The organism is Micromonospora sp. NPDC004704 (assembly GCF_053601675.1).
In genome coordinates this window covers 1-17,320 of record NZ_JBSGCD010000009.1, presented here as the reverse complement: position 1 = coordinate 17,320, position 17,320 = coordinate 1, and the positions used below count along the sequence as shown (strand labels likewise).

17 protein-coding genes and 1 pseudogene are annotated in these 17,320 nt (G+C 72.7%); 5 read left to right on the top strand and 13 right to left on the bottom strand.

What is annotated here, in order from left to right; genetic code table 11:
* Positions 1–94: 94 nt before the first annotated feature.
* Entirely contained in the window at positions 95–223 is a 129-nt protein-coding gene (locus ACWEFB_RS14830; protein WP_442792037.1) for an SEC-C metal-binding domain-containing protein, read from the bottom strand.
* Positions 224–489: 266 nt separating this feature from the next.
* Here ACWEFB_RS14830 and ACWEFB_RS14825 point away from each other — a divergent pair, with 266 nt between their 5' ends.
* Positions 490–681, top strand: coding sequence for a hypothetical protein (locus ACWEFB_RS14825; protein WP_326559615.1), 192 nt, complete (start codon positions 490–492; stop codon positions 679–681).
* A gap of 23 nt (positions 682–704) precedes the next feature.
* Complete coding sequence (locus ACWEFB_RS14820) at positions 705–1,859, top strand: LacI family DNA-binding transcriptional regulator (protein ID WP_452285690.1); 1,155 nt, start codon at positions 705–707, stop codon at positions 1,857–1,859.
* 25 nt (positions 1,860–1,884) lie between these two features.
* Here ACWEFB_RS14820 and ACWEFB_RS14815 read toward each other — a convergent pair whose 3' ends face one another.
* Complete coding sequence (locus tag ACWEFB_RS14815) at positions 1,885–2,379, bottom strand: tetratricopeptide repeat protein (RefSeq protein ID WP_452285688.1); 495 nt, start codon at positions 2,377–2,379, stop codon at positions 1,885–1,887.
* Positions 2,380–2,485: 106 nt separating this feature from the next.
* Here ACWEFB_RS14815 and ACWEFB_RS14810 point away from each other — a divergent pair, with 106 nt between their 5' ends.
* A complete protein-coding gene (locus ACWEFB_RS14810; protein ID WP_452285687.1) occupies positions 2,486–3,391 on the top strand; it encodes a hypothetical protein in 906 nt (301 codons plus the stop codon).
* On the opposite strand, the gene ACWEFB_RS14805 is transcribed toward ACWEFB_RS14810, so the two are convergent.
* Positions 3,388–4,638 (bottom strand): RNA polymerase sigma factor, encoded by a 1,251-nt coding sequence (locus tag ACWEFB_RS14805; protein WP_452286040.1) that lies wholly within the window; start codon positions 4,636–4,638, stop codon positions 3,388–3,390. The genes ACWEFB_RS14810 and ACWEFB_RS14805 overlap by 4 nt on opposite strands.
* A 3-nt stretch (positions 4,639–4,641) precedes the next feature.
* Positions 4,642–5,034, bottom strand: coding sequence for a YciI family protein (locus ACWEFB_RS14800; protein ID WP_452286038.1), 393 nt, complete (start codon positions 5,032–5,034; stop codon positions 4,642–4,644).
* 371 nt (positions 5,035–5,405) lie between these two features.
* On the opposite strand from ACWEFB_RS14800, the gene ACWEFB_RS14795 reads away from it, so the two are divergent.
* A complete protein-coding gene (locus ACWEFB_RS14795) occupies positions 5,406–6,818 on the top strand; it encodes a xylulokinase (RefSeq protein ID WP_452285685.1) in 1,413 nt (470 codons plus the stop codon).
* Positions 6,819–6,861: 43 nt separating this feature from the next.
* Here the strand turns inward: ACWEFB_RS14795 and pucD are convergent, their stop codons facing one another.
* The 7 genes from pucD to uraD are packed head-to-tail and all read right to left on the bottom strand — an operon-like array spanning position 6,862 to position 13,575.
* Entirely contained in the window at positions 6,862–9,114 is a 2,253-nt protein-coding gene (gene pucD, locus ACWEFB_RS14790; RefSeq protein ID WP_452285683.1) for a xanthine dehydrogenase subunit D, read from the bottom strand.
* On the bottom strand, positions 9,111–10,466 hold the full coding sequence (locus tag ACWEFB_RS14785; RefSeq protein WP_452285681.1) for an 8-oxoguanine deaminase: 1,356 nt from the start codon (positions 10,464–10,466) through the stop codon (positions 9,111–9,113). The genes pucD and ACWEFB_RS14785 overlap by 4 nt, the downstream gene beginning before the upstream one ends.
* Positions 10,453–10,947, bottom strand: a complete 495-nt coding sequence (locus ACWEFB_RS14780; protein ID WP_452285679.1) for a (2Fe-2S)-binding protein — start codon at positions 10,945–10,947, stop codon at positions 10,453–10,455. The genes ACWEFB_RS14785 and ACWEFB_RS14780 overlap by 14 nt, the downstream gene beginning before the upstream one ends.
* On the bottom strand, positions 10,944–11,807 hold the full coding sequence (locus ACWEFB_RS14775) for an FAD binding domain-containing protein (protein ID WP_452286036.1): 864 nt from the start codon (positions 11,805–11,807) through the stop codon (positions 10,944–10,946). Before ACWEFB_RS14775 ends, ACWEFB_RS14780 begins: the two co-directional genes overlap by 4 nt.
* Positions 11,807–12,673 (bottom strand): factor-independent urate hydroxylase, encoded by an 867-nt coding sequence (gene pucL, locus ACWEFB_RS14770; protein ID WP_452285677.1) that lies wholly within the window; start codon positions 12,671–12,673, stop codon positions 11,807–11,809. Before pucL ends, ACWEFB_RS14775 begins: the two co-directional genes overlap by 1 nt.
* Positions 12,674–12,676: 3 nt before the next feature.
* On the bottom strand, positions 12,677–13,018 hold the full coding sequence (gene uraH / locus ACWEFB_RS14765; protein WP_452285675.1) for a hydroxyisourate hydrolase: 342 nt from the start codon (positions 13,016–13,018) through the stop codon (positions 12,677–12,679).
* Positions 13,015–13,575 (bottom strand): 2-oxo-4-hydroxy-4-carboxy-5-ureidoimidazoline decarboxylase, encoded by a 561-nt coding sequence (gene uraD, locus ACWEFB_RS14760; RefSeq protein WP_452285673.1) that lies wholly within the window; start codon positions 13,573–13,575, stop codon positions 13,015–13,017. Before uraD ends, uraH begins: the two co-directional genes overlap by 4 nt.
* Before the next feature lie 149 nt (positions 13,576–13,724).
* Between uraD and ACWEFB_RS14755 the strand changes: the two genes are divergently transcribed.
* A complete protein-coding gene (locus ACWEFB_RS14755) occupies positions 13,725–15,350 on the top strand; it encodes a PucR family transcriptional regulator (protein WP_452285671.1) in 1,626 nt (541 codons plus the stop codon).
* A gap of 126 nt (positions 15,351–15,476) precedes the next feature.
* On the opposite strand, the pseudogene ACWEFB_RS14750 reads toward ACWEFB_RS14755, so the two are convergent.
* Positions 15,477–16,484, bottom strand: a pseudogene (locus tag ACWEFB_RS14750) (XdhC family protein); the annotation flags it as partial.
* A gap of 41 nt (positions 16,485–16,525) precedes the next feature.
* Complete coding sequence (locus tag ACWEFB_RS14745) at positions 16,526–17,161, bottom strand: nucleotidyltransferase family protein (RefSeq protein WP_452285669.1); 636 nt, start codon at positions 17,159–17,161, stop codon at positions 16,526–16,528.
* Positions 17,162–17,320 lie beyond the last annotated feature (159 nt).

Sequence of the window (17,320 nt, the reverse complement as noted above, 5' to 3'; positions counted from 1 at the left end):
AGGGGCCCCGGAGCAACGACAACCGAGGGGTGCCGGGTCACCCGGCACCCCTCGGGAACATCAGTCTCGCCAGTAGTAGTGGGCGTTGGTGTCGTCAAACCGCCCACCGGTACGGCAGCAGCGGCGGAAACCGCCGCCCGGAACCACATGGACAGGGGTCCCTGCCGCCGAGCTTCTCGACCAGCTCGGTGTCGACACCGACGACCCGGTGCCCCCGTTTCACCTGCGACTCGCTAGAGGGAACCCCCTGCGGCGCTTGCTGGTCGGCTCAAAAGGACGCCTCGGCGTCGTAGTCACGGCTCATCGTGATCGCCTCCTCGGTAGGGAACGCGGCGATCGAACCGTAGCGGTCCCGGGCAGGACCGGGCGACCCGTTTTTGTCACGGTCGCGCTGGCACCGGAAGACTTTCTGTACCGGTCAAGGAAATCTCTTGACCGATACAGTCAGCGAGCTTACTGTATCGGTACAGAAGAAAACTGGAGGTCATCATGGAAATGCCCGCCGCCTTTGTCATCGCCCTGAACGACGTCGAGTTCGAGTTCAACAGCGCCCGCCCCGACGCCCCCGTCGTCCCGTACGTCGAACGGGCGCGACGCACCCGGCTGGTCCGTACGAAGGTCGCCGAGGCCCTCGTCCGCGCCGCCCGCGTGATCGAGCCGACCCGACCGGCACCCTGCTAACCTCGATGGGCAAACCGGTGCCCGTGACGAGCCTCTCGGCGCCGAACCGGACCATCCGCCCCGGCGGCCACTCCCCCGGCCCCGGCGACGGACGCAGACCAGCAACTGGCGGTGACGTGGCGCCACGGGTGACGTTGCAGACGATCGCCGACCGCGTCGGCGTCAGCCGGATGACCGTGTCGAACGCGTTCTCCAAACCCGACCAGCTCTCCGCCGCGCTACGCGAACGGATCCTGGACGCCGCTCGGGAGGTCGGCTACGCCGGGCCCGATCCGGCGGGCCGGGCCCTGGCGAAAGGCACCACCGGAGCCGTCGGCATCGTGCTGACCTCCTCCCTGCGCTTCGCCTTCACCGACCTGGTCGCCACCAGCTTCCTCGGCGCGATCGCGGAACAGCTCGGTCCGACCGGTCTGGCCCTGACCCTGCTGACCTCGTCCGACGACGGCGACGTCATTCCGGCCCGGGACGTGGCGATGGACGGTGCGCTGGTCTACTCCTGCGACCCGACGTCAACCGCGGTCCAGTACCTCACGCGTCGCCGGCTTCCCCTGGTCTACGTCGACCAGGACCCGGTCGAGGGCATCCCCGCCGCCAACGTGGACGACCGGTCCGGGGCCCGTGCCGCCGCCGCGCACCTCATCGACCTGGGACACCGGAGAATCGGACTGCTGATGTCCGGCATGCACGGCGTACACGGGCTGATCGACCCCGAGGACATCGCGGTCGACGGGCACGCGTCCAGGCAGCGGCTGCTCGGCTGGCGCGACGCCCTCGACGCCGCCGGGATCACGCCGTTGGTGGCCCGCCAGGACGGTTCCGTTCCGGAGCAGGCGAAGGCCGGTGCCCGGCTGCTGCTGGACCGCCCCGACCGCCCGACCGCGATCCTCTGCTTCTCCGACGCGGTCGCCTACGGCGCCCTCCAGGCCGCCGAGGAACTCGGGATCCGGGTGCCGGCGGAACTCTCGGTGGTCGGCTTCGACGACAGTCCGCTGGCCAGCCAGCTCCGGCCGGCGCTGACCACCGTCCGCCAGGACGTCGAGGCCAAGGGCCGGGTCGCCGCCGCCGCGCTCACCAGGGCGATCGAGGACACCAGGGCTGGGCGTACGGTAACCGCCGAACACGTCCTGCTCCCCACCGAACTGGTCGTCCGGGACAGCACCGCACCGCCGCCGCCCTGACGCGTCAGCCCCACGCGACCCGCCGCTACTGCGTCTCGTCCAGGTTGTCGGCGTAGTACCCGATCGCCCGGCGGTACCGCCATACCCCCGCGTCCTCGCTGGTGGACACGATCACCTTGAGCAGGCTCCGGACGGCCTCCCGGGCCTCGCCGACGTTGTAGAGCGCCATCCCCAGGAACGTACGCAGGGCCGGATCGTCCGGGAACTCGTCCAGGGCCCGACGCAGCGTCGCCAGCGACTCCTCGTACCGCCCCAGCACCCGGTACGTGCTGCCGAGTCCCAGGTACGCCCCGTGCCGATCCTCCGGGGACAGGCCCGTACCCGTCAGGGCCCGCTCGTAGAACGGGACCGCCTCCACCTCCAGGCCGGCGGCGTCGTGCGCCCACGCCGCCTGGTACGCGATCCCCGTGTCCTGCGGATGCCGGTCCGCGAGGTCCACCAGGCGCTCGCGCGCCTGCGCGGTGCCCTCCTCCCGCAGCCGTACCGCCTGCGACAACAACACCTCGTGCCGATCACCCATGCCGAGCCACGCTGCCACCCCGCCACCGCCGACGGCAAACGCCGCCGGCCCGGCGCACGCCGGTCGGGCCCACGGTGCCCGAGTCGGCCCGTGAGAGGATTCACCCATGGCAAATCAGCAGGACGTCGACGGTTCCGACCGGCACGGCGGGTCGGACACCGCTCACCGCGACCTCGGCGGGAGCGTCGACGCTCGGCTTGCCCTCGCACAGGACCCCACCACGTCGCAGACGACGCTCTACGAGTTGGCCTCGGACGCATCGCCCGTGGTCCGCAAGGCGGTGGCGACCCGTACGGACGCGCCCGCGCAGGCCCTGCGACCGCTGACCCGCGACCATGATCGCGACGTACGCGAGGCGGTGGCCCGGAATCCGTCGACCTCGGCGGGGAACCTGCTGCGGCTCGTCCGCGACGCCGACCGGTGGGTCCGGTGGGCGGTCGCCGGCAACCCGGGATGCGACGAGTCGGTTCGCCGGGCGATGGCACAGGCGCAGGACAAGGAACTCCGTGGCCTGCTCGCCGAGACCCGGGAACTCGAACCGGAGCTGGCCGCGATCCTGATCGACGACGTCTCACCCGAGGTACGGGAACGACTCGCCATCCACACCCACGACCCCGACGTGATCACCGCCCTGCTGGCCGACCGGACCGCACGCGTACGCAAGGGGCTGGCCCGCAACACCCGGACCTCCGCCGAGCAGCGCGGCACGCTGGCCCGGGACTCCGTGGTCGACGTCCGGGCCACGCTCGTACGCTCCCTCGAACTCGACGAGGAGGATCTGCACCGCCTGGTCGACGACCGCGCGGTCCAGGTCCGGCTGTCGATGGCGACGTCTCCCCTCGTACCGGCGCACATCCGGCGCGCCCTCGAGGACGACCCGGACGAGTCGGTTGCCGCCGCGGCACGGGACTTCGACCGGGCGCCCCAGAAGTCCGCCACGGTCCGTACGCCACGCGTCGGCGCCCGCCGCCCGAGCACCGGTCCGGCCCGCCGCCGCGAGGGCCCGCGCTAGTTCCCCTTCGCGAGCCGGGCCGCCCGCAGCGTCAGGTAGTGCTGTTCGGGCAGGCTGGTCGTCCGGCTGGCCGCCGCCCGGTAGTTCTCCACCGCGGCCTGCCGGTCGTCGAGCATCTCGTACAGGTGCGCCCTGGCGGCGTACAGACGGTGGTGTCCGGCCATCCTCGGGTCGGTGTCCAGGGCGGCGAGGGCGTCGAGGCCGACGGCCGGACCGTGCACCATCGCGGTCGCCACGGCCCGGTTCAGCGACACCACCGGATTGGCGGAGTGCCGTTCCAGCACCCGGTACAGGGCGAGGATCTGCGGCCAGTCGGTCTTCTCCGCGCTCGGCGCCTCGTCGTGCAGCGCGGCGATGGCCGCCTGGAGCTGGTACGGACCGACCGGGCCACGGGGCAGCGCGGCGGTGATCAGCGCGACGCCCTCGGCGATGGCGGCGGCGTCCCACCGACCGCGGTCCTGGTCGGCCAGGGAGATCAACGCACCGCCGGGTCCGGTGCGGGCCGGGCTGCGGGCCTCGGTGAGCAGCATCAACGCCAGCAGTCCGGCGACCTCGCTGTTCGTCGGCAGCAGGGCGTGCACGGCTCGGGCCAGCCGGATCGCCTCGCTGGACAGCTCGACCCGGCGCAGGTCCGGGCCGGCGCTGCTGGTGTGGCCCTCGTTGAAGATCAGGTAGAGCACGTGCAGCACCGCGTCCAGCCGACGGGCCCGGTCCTCGCGGTCCGGCATCGAGAACGGCACACCGGAGGCCTTGATCCGCTGCTTGGCCCGGCTGATCCGCTGCGCCATGGTCGCCTCGGGCACCATGAACGCGCGGGCGATCTCCGCCGTGGACAGGCCGCCGACCGCCCGCAGGGTCAGCGAGATCGCCGACGCCGGGGACAGCGCCGGGTGGCAGCACATCAGGAGCAGGACCAGCGTGTCGTCCCGGTCCGCGGTCGCCTCAAGGTCGGCCGCCGGTGCGGCGAGCAGGTCGTACGGCTCACGCCGGGCCGCGAGATCCTCCCGGTTGCGCCGGGCCTGTTCGCTGCGTACGACCTCGATCATCCTGCGGTACCCGACCTGGATCAGCCAGCCCCGAGGGTTGTCCGGCACCCCCTCCTGCGGCCAATGGGTCGCGGCGGCCAACAGCGCCTCCTGCACCGCGTCCTCGGCGGTGGTGAAGTCACCGAACCGGCGGGTGAGCACGCCGACGACCTGCGGCGCAAGCTCGCGCAGCAGGTCCTCGACGTGTGGGTTCCCGTTCAGCGCTCAGATCTCCTGCGGCGGCGCGGACATGACCGGGCGTACCTCGATCGGCATGTTGAGCGGGCGACCGCCGGGGCCGGGTGCGGCCGACAGTTCCGCGGCGATCTCGACCGCCCGCGCGGGGGTGTCGGTGTCGACAATCCAGTAGCCGGCCAGGAACTCCTTCGTCTCGGCGAACGGCCCCTCGGTCACCACCGCCGCCCCGCCGTTCCCACCCCGTACGATCTTCGCCTGGTCCGCCCCGGCCAGGCCCTGCGCGTCGACCAGTTCCCCGGCGGCGGTCAGCTTGCCGTTCGAGTCGCGCATGAACCCGATGTGGGCCTGGATCTCCTCGGGGGTCCAGGTGTCGATCGAGGGGAAGTCGGCGTTCGCCAAGCTGAACTGCATCAGCAACATGTACTTCACGTCTTGCTCCTCAAGGCTGCGCGCCCGTCTGCGGCGCTCTCACAGTCAGGTAGAAGCAGGCGCCGCCGTCTCGACATCCTCGACCGGAATCCTAGAGAAAAGTTCGCCGGGCAGATTCGCCCCACCCTAACCGCGCCGAGCCGACCGATGGCAGAGACGGCTCCGGTGCCCGTTGGCGGGACCACGGTCTTGACAGGGCCACAGCACGGTCAAATAATTCAGCCATTAAACAAATCCGCCCATTGCCCGGCTCCATCGGTGGTACGGAGGCCCACGGCCCTCCACGACGGCAACCTGATCCCGTTCGGCTCCGACTCGACCGCCCGCGATGAACACATCGCCGACAAGCCCCTGGAGGACCGGTGCCACTCGTCGCCGGGGTCGACTCGTCGACCCAGTCGTGCAAGGTCGTCATCCGCGACGCCGAGACCGGGAAACTGGTGCGCGAGGGCCGCGCACCGCACCCGCCCGGCACCGCCGTGCCGCCGGCCGCGTGGGAGGCCGCACTGTCCGACGCGGTCGCGCGGGCCGGTGGGCTGGACGACGTGGCGGCAGCCTCGATCGCCGGACAGCAGCAGGGCATGGTGTGCCTGGACGCCGACGGCGCCGTGGTTCGGGACGCCCTGCTGTGGAACGACACCCGCTCGGCCGGCGCCGCCGCCGATCTGATCTCGGATCTCGGCGGCGGCGAGACCGGGCAACGAGCCTGGGCGGAGGCGGTCGGCCTGGTACCGGTGGCCAGCTTCACCGTCACCAAGCTGCGCTGGCTGGCCTCGGCCGAGCCGGACAACGCCGCCCGTACGACCGCGGTTTGCCTGCCGCACGACTGGCTGACCTGGCAACTGGCCGGCGCGCCCGGGTTGGATGCGCTGCGCACCGACCGCAGCGACGCCAGCGGGACCGGGTACTGGTCGGCCGCGACCGGTCAGTACCGTCCGGACCTGATCCGGTTGGCATTCGGTCGGGATGACCTGCTGCTGCCGCAGGTGCTCGGGCCGACCGGTCGGGCCGGGTATCTGCGTACCGGCGCGCCGCTCGGCCCCGGCGCGGGCGACTGCGCCGCGGCGGCGCTGGGTGTCGGCGCCGAGCCGGGCGACGTGATCGTGTCGATCGGGACCTCCGGCATAGTGTCCGCCGTTTCCGATGTGCCGACCGCCGACGCGGGCGGGATCGTGGCCGGATACGCCGACATGACCGGCCGTTTTCTGCCGGTGGTGTGCACGCTCAACGCCGCCCGGGTACTGGACGCGGCAGCGACCATGCTGCGGGTGGACCACGCGGAGTTGTCCGCGCTGGCACTGTCGGCCCCGCCGGGCGCCGATGGGCTGGTCCTCGTGCCCTACCTGGAGGGTGAGCGCACGCCGAACCGCCCGCGCGCCACCGGGGCCGTGCACGGCCTGACCCTGCGGACCTCCACCCCCGCGCACCTGGCACGCGCGGCGGTCGAGGGCATTCTGTGCGCACTCGCCGACGGGCTGGATGCGATGATCGCGCAGGGTACGAGGGTCAACCGGGTCATCCTGGTCGGCGGCGGCGCCCGCTCGGAGGCGGTACGCCGGATCGCGCCCACGGTCTTCGGCTGCCCCGTGCTCGTTCCACCGCTGGGTGAGTACGTCGCGGACGGCGCCGCCCGCCAGGCGGCCTGGGTGCTGTCGGGCGGGCAGCAGCCACCATCGTGGACGGTCGGGCAGGTAGAGGTGTACGAGGCAGACCTCGTGCCGACGATCCGCGACCGGTACGCCGTCGCCCGCGCGAACGTCCCCGACCGCAACTGACTGACGGCGTCAACGCCGCGACGATTCGAGCTTGGGACGGAACCTAGTCGACGAGGTGCTCGGGGCGTACGGGGACGGTGGTGAGGGCTCGGCCGGTGGCGGCACGGATCGCGGCTACCACGGCCGGGGTGGACGAGATGGTCGGCGGCTCCCCCACCCCGCGGAGCCCGTACGGGGCGTGTGGGTCGGCCATCTCCAGCACGTCCACCAGCATCGGCGGTGAGTCGAGGATGGTCGGGATCAGGTAGTCGGTGAAGGACGGGTTGCGGATCAGCCCGTCGACGACCCGGATCTCCTCCATCACCGCCAGCCCGAGCCCCTGGATGGTGCCGCCGTGGATCTGCCCCAGCACCGCCTGCGGGTTGACCGCCCTGCCGACGTCCTGTGCGGTGGCGATCTCGACCACCCGGACCAGGCCGAGTTCGGTGTCCACGTCCACTGTCGCCCGGTGGGCGGCGAAGGCGTACTGGACGTGGGCGTTGCCCTGGCCGGTGAGCGGGTGCAGCGACTCCGTCGGCCGGTGCCGCCACTGGACGGTCTCCTCCAACGGCTCGTCGCCGAGCAGTTCGACCAGGTCGGCGACGGTCTCACCGGTCCCGTCGACCACCCGCCCGGCGACCAGCCGCGCTGCCGGGTCGGCGGTGGCGAGGCGGGCCAGCAGCTTGGTCCGTACCGCCTGGCAGGCCGCGCGGACCGCGCCCCCGGTCATGTACGTCTGCCGGGACGCCGACGACGACCCGGCGCTGCCCACCCCGGTGTCGGCGGTCGCCACGGTGACCCGGGCGACGCCGAGTTCGGTACGGGCGATCTGTGCCTGCACGGTGACCAGGCCCTGGCCGACCTCGGCGGCGGCGGTGTGTACGAGCACCGCCGGCTCACCGTTGATCAGTTCCAGCCGTACCCGGGCGGTGGAGTAGTCGTCGAACCCCTCGGAGAAGCAGACGTTCTTGATCCCGATGGCGTAGCCGACCCCGCGCACGACCCCCTCGCCTCGGGTGGTGTTGGCCACCCCGCCGGGTCGTTCCCGTGGGTCGTCGGCTGCCGGTGGGGCCGCCGGTCGGTTCCGGACCAGGGCCAGCAACTCGGCCACCGGCGCCGGCCCGTCGACCACCTGCCCGGTCGGCATCACCGCACCCTCGACCGACGCATTACGAGTGCGCAGGTCGACGGGGTCCAGTCCGAGCGCGTCGGCGAGTTTGTCCATCTGCGACTCGTACGCGAAGCAGGCCTGGACCGCGCCGAAACCGCGCATCGCACCGCACGGCGGGTTGTTGGTCCGCACCCCGTAGGCGTCCATGGTCACGTTCGGCACCTGGTAGGGGCCGATGCCGAGGGTGGCGGCGTTGGCCACCACCGCCGGGGTGCTGGAGGTGTAGGCACCGCCGTCGAGCAGGATCCGGGCCCTGACGTAGACGAGTCTGCCGTCGCGGGTGGCGCCGTGTTCGTAGCGCAGGGTGGCCGGGTGCCGGTGGACGTGCCCGAAGAACGACTCCTCGCGGGAGTAGACCATCTTCACCGGTCGCCGGGTGTGCAGTGCCAGCAGGCTGGCGTGGACCTGCATGGAGAGGTCCTCCCGGGCACCGAACGCGCCCCCGACCCCGGCCAGGGTGAGCCGGACCAGTTCCGGCGGCAGGCCGAGGCAGGCGGCCACCTGCGCCTGGTCGACGTGCAGCCACTGGGTGGCGATGAACAGGTCGACGCCCCCGTCCTCGGCCGGCACGGCGAGCCCGGACTCCGGTCCGAGGAACGCCTGGTCCTGCATGCCTACCCGGTACTCCCCGGTGACCACCACCTCGGCGGTCGCGTCGGGGTCGCCGTACCGGACCGGGACGTGCCGGACCAGGTGTCCGCCGGCCAGTGCCGCCTCGGCGTCGGTGACCGGGGAGAGGACCTCGTAGTCGACCTCGATCCGGGCCACCGCCCGGCGGGCGGTCTCCGGGTGGTCGGCGGCGACGATCGCGATCGCCTCACCCTGGTAGTGGACCTCCGGCCAGGCCAGCACCGGCTGGTCGGCGACGTCCAGGCCGTAACACTTCGTGCCGGGTACGTCGTCGGCGGTGAGGACCGCGTACACCCCCGGCAGGGCGAGCGCCGCGGTCAGGTCGATGCGGAGCAGCCGGGCCAGGGGGTACGGGCTGCGCAGGGTCGCCCCCCAGAGCATGTCGTCGGCCCAGAGGTCGGAGGAGAAGGCGAACTCACCGGTGACCTTCAGCCGCCCGTCCGGCCGCCGCGCGCTCTGCCCGACACCCCCCTCCACGGTGGTGGCGGGGGCGGTGGTGCTGACCGGTGTGCTCATCCGCGGGACCTCCGGTTCAGGGTCCGGTGCGCCCGGCGGATCCGCCGCACCAGGTCCCGCTCGTCGGCCGTACGCAGCTCGCCGCGCTCGACCACCGGTCGACCTCCGACGAGCAGCAGTTCGACCGGGGCGGGCGGGCCGAACACCAGCGCGGCGACGGGGTCGTCGATGCCGATGTGGCCGAGCCCGTCGATCCGCCACACGGTCAGGTCGGCGAGCTTGCCGGGCTCGATCGAGCCGATCTGGTCCTCTCGGCCCAGGCAGCGAGCGCCGCCGGTGGTGCCGAGCGCGAGGGCCTGCCGGGCGGTGAGCGCGGTCGGGCCGCCGCGCAGCCGGGCGGCGTAGAGCGCCTGGCGGAGTTCGGCGCCGAGCTGGTTCGCCTCCTGCGACGCCGGTCCGTCGACACCGAGCCCGACCGGGACACCGGCGTCGAGCAGGTCCCGGGTCCGGGCGATGCCGGCACCGAGGCGAGCGTTGGAACTGGGACAGTGGGCGACCGAGGTGCCGGTGGCGGCGAGCCGGCCGACGGCGTGGTCGTCGAGGTGGACCCCGTGCGCCAGCCAGACGTCCGGGCCGAGCCAGCCGAGGCGTTCGGCGTACTCGACCGGGGTGCAGCCGTGCGTCTCCCGGCAGTAGCCCTCCTCCTCGATCGTCTCGGCGAGGTGGGTGTGCAGCCGTACGCCCCGGCGGCGGGCCAGCGCGGCGGCCTCGGTCATCAGCTTCGGGGTGACCGAGAACGGCGAGCAGGGCGCGACGGCGACCCGGACCATGGCGTCCTCGGCCGGGTCGTGGAACCGGTCGATCGCCTCCTCGGTGGCGGCGAGCGCGGTGTCGGTGTCCTCCACGATGTGGTCCGGGGGCAGACCGCCGTTGGATCGACCCAGGTCCATCGATCCTCGGGCGGGGTGGAACCGCAGCCCGATCTCGGTCGCCGCCTCGACCTGCGCGGCCATCAGGTCGCCGCCGTCGCGCGGGTAGACGTAGTGGTGGTCGGTGCTGGTGGTGCAGCCGGACAGGGCGAGCCAGCCGAGGCCGGCGGAGGTGGTGGCGGCGACCACCTCGGCGTCCAGCCCTGCCCAGACCGGGTAGAGCTCGCCGAGCCACCCGAAGAGGTTCTCCTGCTGGGCCATCCCCCGGGTCGCCCACTGGTAGAGGTGGTGGTGGGTGTTGACCAGGCCGGGGGTGACCAGGCAGCCGGTGCCGTCGACCCGGCGTAGGGAGCGGTGGTAGCGGCCGGCGTGACCGGGGCCGACGGCGACGATCCGACCTTCGTCGACCACCACGTGGCCGTCGAGGTACTCAGTGCCGTCGGCGTCGACGGTCGCCACCGCACAGTTCTCAATGATGATCATCGTGACCGTCCGAGGACGCCGGGGTGGCGGCGGCCAGCCGTACGGCCGCCATGATGTGCTCGTAACCGGTGCACCGGCACAGGTTCCCGGCCAACGCCTCCCGGATGTCCTGGTCGGCCGGGGACGGGTCGCGGGCCAGCAGGTCGTGCACCGCCACCATCAGCCCCGGCGTGCAGAACCCGCACTGCACCGCCCCGGCCGTGACGAACGCCCGCTGCACCCGGTCCAGGGTGCCGTCCGGGCCCACCAGCCCCTCGACCGTACGCACCTCGCGGTCCTGCGCCTGTCCGGCCGCCACCAGGCAGGCGCAGACCGGCGTACCGTCCAGGTAGACCGTGCACGAACCACATTCTCCCTGCTCACAGGCGTTCTTGGCGCCGGGCAGGCCGAGTCGTTCACGGAGCAGGTAGAGCAGGCTCTCCCCCGGCCAGACGTCGTCGGCGGTACGCACCTCCCCGTTCACCACACAGTTGACCCTCATCCCCGTCCCCCCTCCCGAAGGTCGCGCCAGGCCCAGTGCAGGGTCCGGCGGGCCAGTACGGCGAGCGCGTGCCGGCGGTAGGCGGCGGTGCCGCGTACGTCGTCGATCGGGCTGGCCGCCGCCGCGACCAGGTCACCGAACCGTCGGGCGAGCGAATCCGGCAACGCCCCGACGTCGTCCCAGGGCAGGTCGGCGGCGAGCAGGTCCTCGGCCTCCCCGGCCCGCAACGGGGTCGGCCCGGCCGAACCGATCCCGGTGCCGACCCGACGCTTCACCGGGTCCAGGGCCAGCCCGAACGAGCAGACCGCGATCACCATCGCGTTGCGGGTGCCGACCTTCGCGAACTGCTGCGGTCCGCGTGCCGGGGGCACCAGGAACGCCGCGATCAGCTCGTCGGGTGCCCGTACGGTGCGTTTGGGTCCGGTGAAGAACTCGGCCACCGGGACCCGGCGGGTGCCGCGGACCGAGGCCAGCTCGACCAGGGCACCGGCGGCGAGCAGCGGCGGGTGCGCGTCCCCGGCCGGCGACGCGGACCCGAGGTTGCCGCCGACCGTTCCCCGGTTGCGGATCTGCGGCGAGCCGACCGTACGCGCGGCCAGCGCCAGCCCCGGCAGGGCCCGGCCGAGTTCGTCGATGATCCGCCGGTACGTGACCCCGGCACCGACCCGGAGCAGTTCACCGTCGGAGGACCACTCGGTCAGGGCGCCGACCCGACTCAGGTCGAGCAGCACCCCCGGTCGACGCCGGTCGAAGTTCAGCTCCACCATCACGTCGGTGCCGCCACAGATCGGCACCGCCTCCGGGTACGCCGCCTTCGCCGCCAGCGCGTCCGTGAAGCTCGCCGGGGCCAGGAACTCCATCACCGCCGCCCGCCGTCCGCCGGGTCGACGGTCCCGTCGTCGGCCCGGCGGACGGTGCCCTCGATCAGCCCGTACGGGCGGTCGGTCGCGACGAACACCTCGTTCGGGTTGTCCAACCCGAACGGGCTGAGGTCCACCAGGAGGTGGTGTTTGTTCGGCAGCGACAGCCGTACCTCGGTGATCTCGGGCCGGTCGGTCAGCACCCGGTGGCCCATCGCGTACAGGGTCTGTTGCAGGGAGAGGCTGTAGGTCCCGACGAACGCGTCGACCAGCGCCGCACGGGCACCCGCGTACGCGCCTTCCCAGTCGAGGTCGTCGCCCCGGTAGCGCCACCGCGCGTCGACGGCGGTGGCGAGGATCCGGTCGTTCGTCTCCGGCAACGTCGTGTACGGGTCCTTGACGTAACCGTGGAACTCCGAATCGGTGGAGTTGAGCAGGACCAGCCCGGTCAGCCCTGCTTCGACCTCGGTGTGCTCGTCGGTGCAGGTCACGGTGGCGGTACGGACCTCACCGCCGGCCCGCTGGAACGAGTGCGGGCCGAGCCGGTGCCAGCCGTACTCCTCGATGTGGACGGTGGCGGTGTCGATCGCCGGCTGGGAGGTGACGAAGTGCCGGGCCAGCCGCACCCCGAACTCCTCGATCGCGTCGACCCCGTGGGCGCGGGCGAAGGCGTACACCGTGTTCTTCTGCGAGTCGGTCGGCAGGACCACGGTGTTGTCGCCGGTCAGGTGGGTGGCGGCCAGGTCACCGGCGAGCGTCACGCTCACGTTGAGGTCGCGCAGGTCGTGCCGCCCACCGGTCCGGACCACCCGGACCAGGCGCACCTCGGCCTTGCCGTACTGGTTGGCTCCGAGCACGATCGACATCGCTCAGCTCCCTCGGTAGGTGGTGTAGCCGTACCGGCCGAGCAGCAGCGGCACGTGGTACGCCTGGTCCGGGTCGCGGAGCTGGAAGGCGACGGTGATCTCCGGAAAGAACGTGTCCCCGTCGAAGTACGTCTCGACGTAGAACACCAGCCGGTACCCGCCGGCCTGGCAGGCGTGCAGCGGCACCCAGTCCCGCAGTCGCCCGTCGGCGTCGGTACGCCCCTGCGCCACCAGGGTCCAACCACCGGAGTCGTGCCGTTCGAACCGGACGTGCACCCCGGCGGCGGGTGCTCCGCGTCCGGTGTCGAGGACGTGGGTGGAGATCCGGGCGTAGGTCTCGGTCATGACGCCGGTCCCGACGCTTCGGTCGTGGTGGCGGCCTCGGTGCCGAGCAGCCGTTCCAGGCGCAGCCGGGCGATCCGGCGCAGTTCCCCGTGGACCACCCGGCGCTCGGTTTCGTCGTCGTGGCCCAACCGCTGCCGAGCGGCGGCGAGCATCTCGTCCTGTGTCCGGCCGCTGGCGAAGATCAGGAAGAGGTGACCGAAGCGGTGCTCGTACTCCCGGTTGGCCTGCGCCAGCGCGGCCCGGACGTCGGTGTCGGCGTCGGTGACGCCGGCCTGTTCCCGGCGCGACCAGGCCGACTCCCGGTCTGTGCCGGTGGGGCGCTCGCCGATGCGCGGGTGCGCGGCGAGGGCCTGCGCGACCTCCGCCCAGGTCAGGGCCGCCAGCGCGGCGTCGGCGGTCGCGACGAGCACCCCCGGATCCGGGTACGGCCGCCCGGCGACCACAGCCCCCGCCCACGCCGGTACGGCACAGCAGGCGAGCAGGTCGCGCTCGACCTCGTCGGCCGGTCCGGTGTTGAAGCTCTCGAGGGTGTGGCCGGATGCGTCGATGCCTTCCACCTCCCCAGCGGTTGCGAGAAGTACAACAGTCCGTCAGCGACAGATGAACCGGCAGCAACACCCAATTCGCAACAGTGGACCCGTAGGGTTTCCGTAGCTTCCTCCAAACCCGAGTCAACTCCCCGTGGCCCGACCGGAAGGAACCGCTCATGCTGCTACGCGAGGCGCTGCACCGGCCACGGTTGCGACTAACCCTGCTGACCGGCGCCGACGAGCTGGAACGACCGGTGAGCCGGGTCTACGTGACCGACCTGCCCGACCCCCGGCGTTACCTGTCCGGCGGCGAGATCGTGCTGACCGGGCTGGTCTGGTGGCGCGACGCCGGTGACTCGGAGGCGTTCGTCGCCGCCTGCGCGGAGGCGTCGGTGACCGCGATCGGCGCCGGTGACGCGGTTTTCGGTACGGTCCCCGACGACCTGGTCGACGCCTGCCGCCGGCACCGGATGCCGCTGTTCGAGGTGCCGATCGAGGTGTCCTTCCGGGACATCGTCGACGAGGTGAACCCCTCCCTGTGGGCGCAGCGGGCCAGTGGTCTGGCCACCGTCCTGGGCCGGCACCGGGGTCTGGTCGCGGCGATGGCGGCCGGCGCCCGCCTGGTCGACCTGCTGCCGCCGGCCGCCGCCGAACTCGGCGTGGACTGCTGGGTGTTGACGCCGACCGGTCGCCCGATCGCCGGCACCACCGGTCTGGCCCCGACGGACCGGGCCGCGGTGGCGCGTGCCTTCCTCGCCGCCGGCCGGCTGCCGGCACAGGTCACCGTGGACGGCCGCCGGGTCGCGGTGTTCGGTGTCCCCGGCCGTCCCGAACACCGGCTCGCCTCCTGGCTGCTCGCCTGCGCGGTCGCCCCGCGCCCCCCGCTGGCGACCGCCGGGCACAGCAGGTCGCCCGGCGGGCACACCCCGACGGCCGGTGATCAGGCGGACGCGGCCGAGGCGAGCGGGCTGGCCGACGCGGCGGCCGAGCTGACCAGCCTGGTCGCGCTGGAACGGGCCCAGGTCGACGAGGCGCTGCGGATCGAGCGGCGCCTGTCGGACCAGCTCGGTGCCGCGCTGACCGGCGGCGAACAGGTCGACCTGCGCGGCCGGCTGCTCTCCTGCGGGCTGCCGCCGGAGTCGACGTTCCTGGTGCTGAACGCCAGCCTGACCGGCCTGCGTACGCCGCCGGAGCTGGCCGTCACCGTCTGCGCCGAACTCGTCGGGCCGGCCGCGGACCGGGTCGCGGTGACCGACGCGGGCTCACCCGACACCGTGCTCGCCGTGCTGGCCGTGTCGCCGGAGCAGGCACCGGCGGCGCTGGAGACGATCCGGGCCGGGGTCGCCGCGTACGGGCCGGGGCTCGGCAACGGTCGGTTGGCGGTCGGGGTGAGCGGGTTGGCGGCCGGACCGGGAGCGCTGGGCGGGGCGGTCGAGGAGGCCCGGCACGCGTTGCGTACGGCGGTCGCCCGCGACGAGCAGGTGAGCCTGGTCAGCGCCGACGAACTCGCCTCGCACCTGCTCCTGCTCGCCGGTGTACCGGCCGACACCCGGCGGGCGTTCCAGCGTCGGCTGCTCGCCCCGCTGCTCGCGTACGACCGGACGCACAACGCGAACCTGCTCCGGACGCTCGACTCGTTCCTCGCCGCCGGTGGGTCATGGACCCGTTGCGCGACCCTGCTGCACCTGCACGTCAACACGTTGCGCTACCGGATCGGCAGGATCGAACAGCTCACCGGCCGGGACCTGTCCCGGTTCGAGGACCGGGTCGACTTCTTCCTCGCCCTCCGCCTCCCCCGCTGACCCGGCCCGCGCCTGTCCGAACGTACGGTGCGGGCGGGGCTGGTGGTTGCGGGCGTGGATCCGGCCCTCGGTGTGGGACAGGCGGGATCCGTCGCCGCCCCACCGGTTGGCCACGATCTCGGCGGCGATGCTGACCGCGGTCTCCTCCGGCGTACGGGCGCCGAGGTCCAGCCCGATCGGGGAGGCGAGCCGGGCCAGTGCCGGCTCCGGCACCCCCGCCTCGCGCAGCCGGGCCAGCCGGTCGTGGTGGGTACGCCGGGAACCCATCGCCCCGACGTACGCCAGCGGCAGGTCGAGCGCGACCCGGAGCACCGGTACGTCGAACTTCGGGTCGTGGGTCAACACGCAGACCACGGTCCGCTCGTCGAGCTGCCCAGCCCGTGCCTGCTCGGCCAGGTAGCGGTGCGGCCAGTCGACCACCACCTCGTCGGCGTCCGGGAACCGGCGGGCGGTGGCGAAGACCGGGCGGGCGTCGCAGACCGTCACCCGGTAGCCGAGGAAGGTGCCCACCCGGGCGACCGCCGCGGCGAAGTCGATCGCACCGAAGACGATCATCCGGGCCGGTGGGGCGTACGCGTTGAGCAGCAGGGTCAGCCCGGTCCCCCGACGTTGCCCGTCGGTGCCGTAGTGCAGCAGTCCCGTGCGTCCGGCGGCGAGCAGCCCGCGCCCGTCATCGGTCGCCGCGTCGTCGAGCCGACCCGAGCCGAGTGACCCGCGCCGACGGTCGGGCCAGAGCACCATCCGCCGGCCGAGCCGCTCGGCCGGCCCCGCCACGCAGGTGAGTACGGCCACCGGGGTCCGTTCGGCGATCGACGCGGCCACGTCGGCGAGGTCGGGGAAGGTGCCCCGGTCCACCCGTTCGACAAACACCTCGATGCTGCCACCACAGGTGAGTCCCACCGCGTACGCATCGTCGTCGTGTACGCCGTAGCGCTGCGACTGCGGCACCCCGGCGGCCACCACCTCCCGGCAGAGGTCGTAGACGGCTGCCTCGACGCAGCCACCGGAGACGCTGCCGACCGCGCTGCCGTCCGGTCCGACCAGCATGGTGGCGCCGGGCTGCCGGGGCGCGCTGCGCCAGGTGGCGACGACGGTGGCCATCCCGACCGGCGCGTCCGCGTGCCACCAGCGCATCAGATCGTCCAGTACCTCACGCATGGAACCAGTGTGGCCGCTCAGCCATCGACCACCGCCACGATCGACCCGCGCACCACCCGGTCGAGGTCGGCCGGGGTGTCGACATCGGTGTTGTCGGCGACGTCTGCGCAGGGCACCACCAGCAGGCTCGACTCGTGCTCGCGCAGGTAGCCGCGCGCACCCGCGTCCCCGATCGCGAGGGCGGACACCCCGGCCCAGTGTTCCCGGCCGAGCAGGACGGGGTGGCCGCGACGGTTGCCGTACCCGGCGATGGCGAGGGTGTCCGCACCGGCCAGCGCGACCAGCCGGCGGACCGCTGCCGGGGTGATGCCGGGCATGTCGACCAGGAGTACGAGGGCGGCCACCGCCGCACTGTCGCCCAGGGCGGCGAGGCCGACGCGCAGCGACGACCCCAGCCCGGTTGCCCAGTCGGGGTTGTCGACCGGTACGGCGCCGTCAAGGTCGGCCTCGGCCCGCACGGTGTCGGCCTCGGCACCGAGCACGGTCACCACCGGCGCACAGCCACCGGCGCGGGCGGTCGCCACCGCGCGCTCGACCAGCAGCCGGCCGTCAACCTCGATCAGGGCCTTGGGACGCCCGAAACGCCGGCCACCTCCGGCGGCGAGGACCAGCGCGGCAACCTGCTCCGGAGCGTGTGTCGGCTCACATCCCACGCTCCGGAGCGTAGTCGGAGTCCGAAATCGAGTCTGATTTTCACCCTTGAGTACAATATGAGAACTATATACATCGTACTTTCGGCTAGCCTCCGGCTGACTAAACAGGTTATGGTGGCTGCACTGATCGGCCCTAAGCGAACAACCGGTCAGCTCACA

Bases quoted from the DNA above. Each gene is read 5' to 3' on its own strand.
- ACWEFB_RS14825 (WP_326559615.1), top strand. From the start codon at position 490: ATGGAAATGCCCGCCGCCTTTGTCATCGCCCTGAACGACGTCGAGTTC.
- ACWEFB_RS14815 (WP_452285688.1), bottom strand. From the start codon at position 2,379: ATGGGTGATCGGCACGAGGTGTTGTTGTCGCAGGCGGTACGGCTGCGG.
- ACWEFB_RS14810 (WP_452285687.1), top strand. From the start codon at position 2,486: ATGGCAAATCAGCAGGACGTCGACGGTTCCGACCGGCACGGCGGGTCG.
- ACWEFB_RS14800 (WP_452286038.1), bottom strand. From the start codon at position 5,034: ATGTTGCTGATGCAGTTCAGCTTGGCGAACGCCGACTTCCCCTCGATC.
- pucD (WP_452285683.1), bottom strand. From the start codon at position 9,114: ATGAGCACACCGGTCAGCACCACCGCCCCCGCCACCACCGTGGAGGGG.
- ACWEFB_RS14785 (WP_452285681.1), bottom strand. From the start codon at position 10,466: ATGATCATCATTGAGAACTGTGCGGTGGCGACCGTCGACGCCGACGGC.
- ACWEFB_RS14780 (WP_452285679.1), bottom strand. From the start codon at position 10,947: ATGAGGGTCAACTGTGTGGTGAACGGGGAGGTGCGTACCGCCGACGAC.
- ACWEFB_RS14775 (WP_452286036.1), bottom strand. From the start codon at position 11,807: ATGGAGTTCCTGGCCCCGGCGAGCTTCACGGACGCGCTGGCGGCGAAG.
- pucL (WP_452285677.1), bottom strand. From the start codon at position 12,673: ATGTCGATCGTGCTCGGAGCCAACCAGTACGGCAAGGCCGAGGTGCGC.
- uraH (WP_452285675.1), bottom strand. From the start codon at position 13,018: ATGACCGAGACCTACGCCCGGATCTCCACCCACGTCCTCGACACCGGA.
- ACWEFB_RS14755 (WP_452285671.1), top strand. From the start codon at position 13,725: ATGCTGCTACGCGAGGCGCTGCACCGGCCACGGTTGCGACTAACCCTG.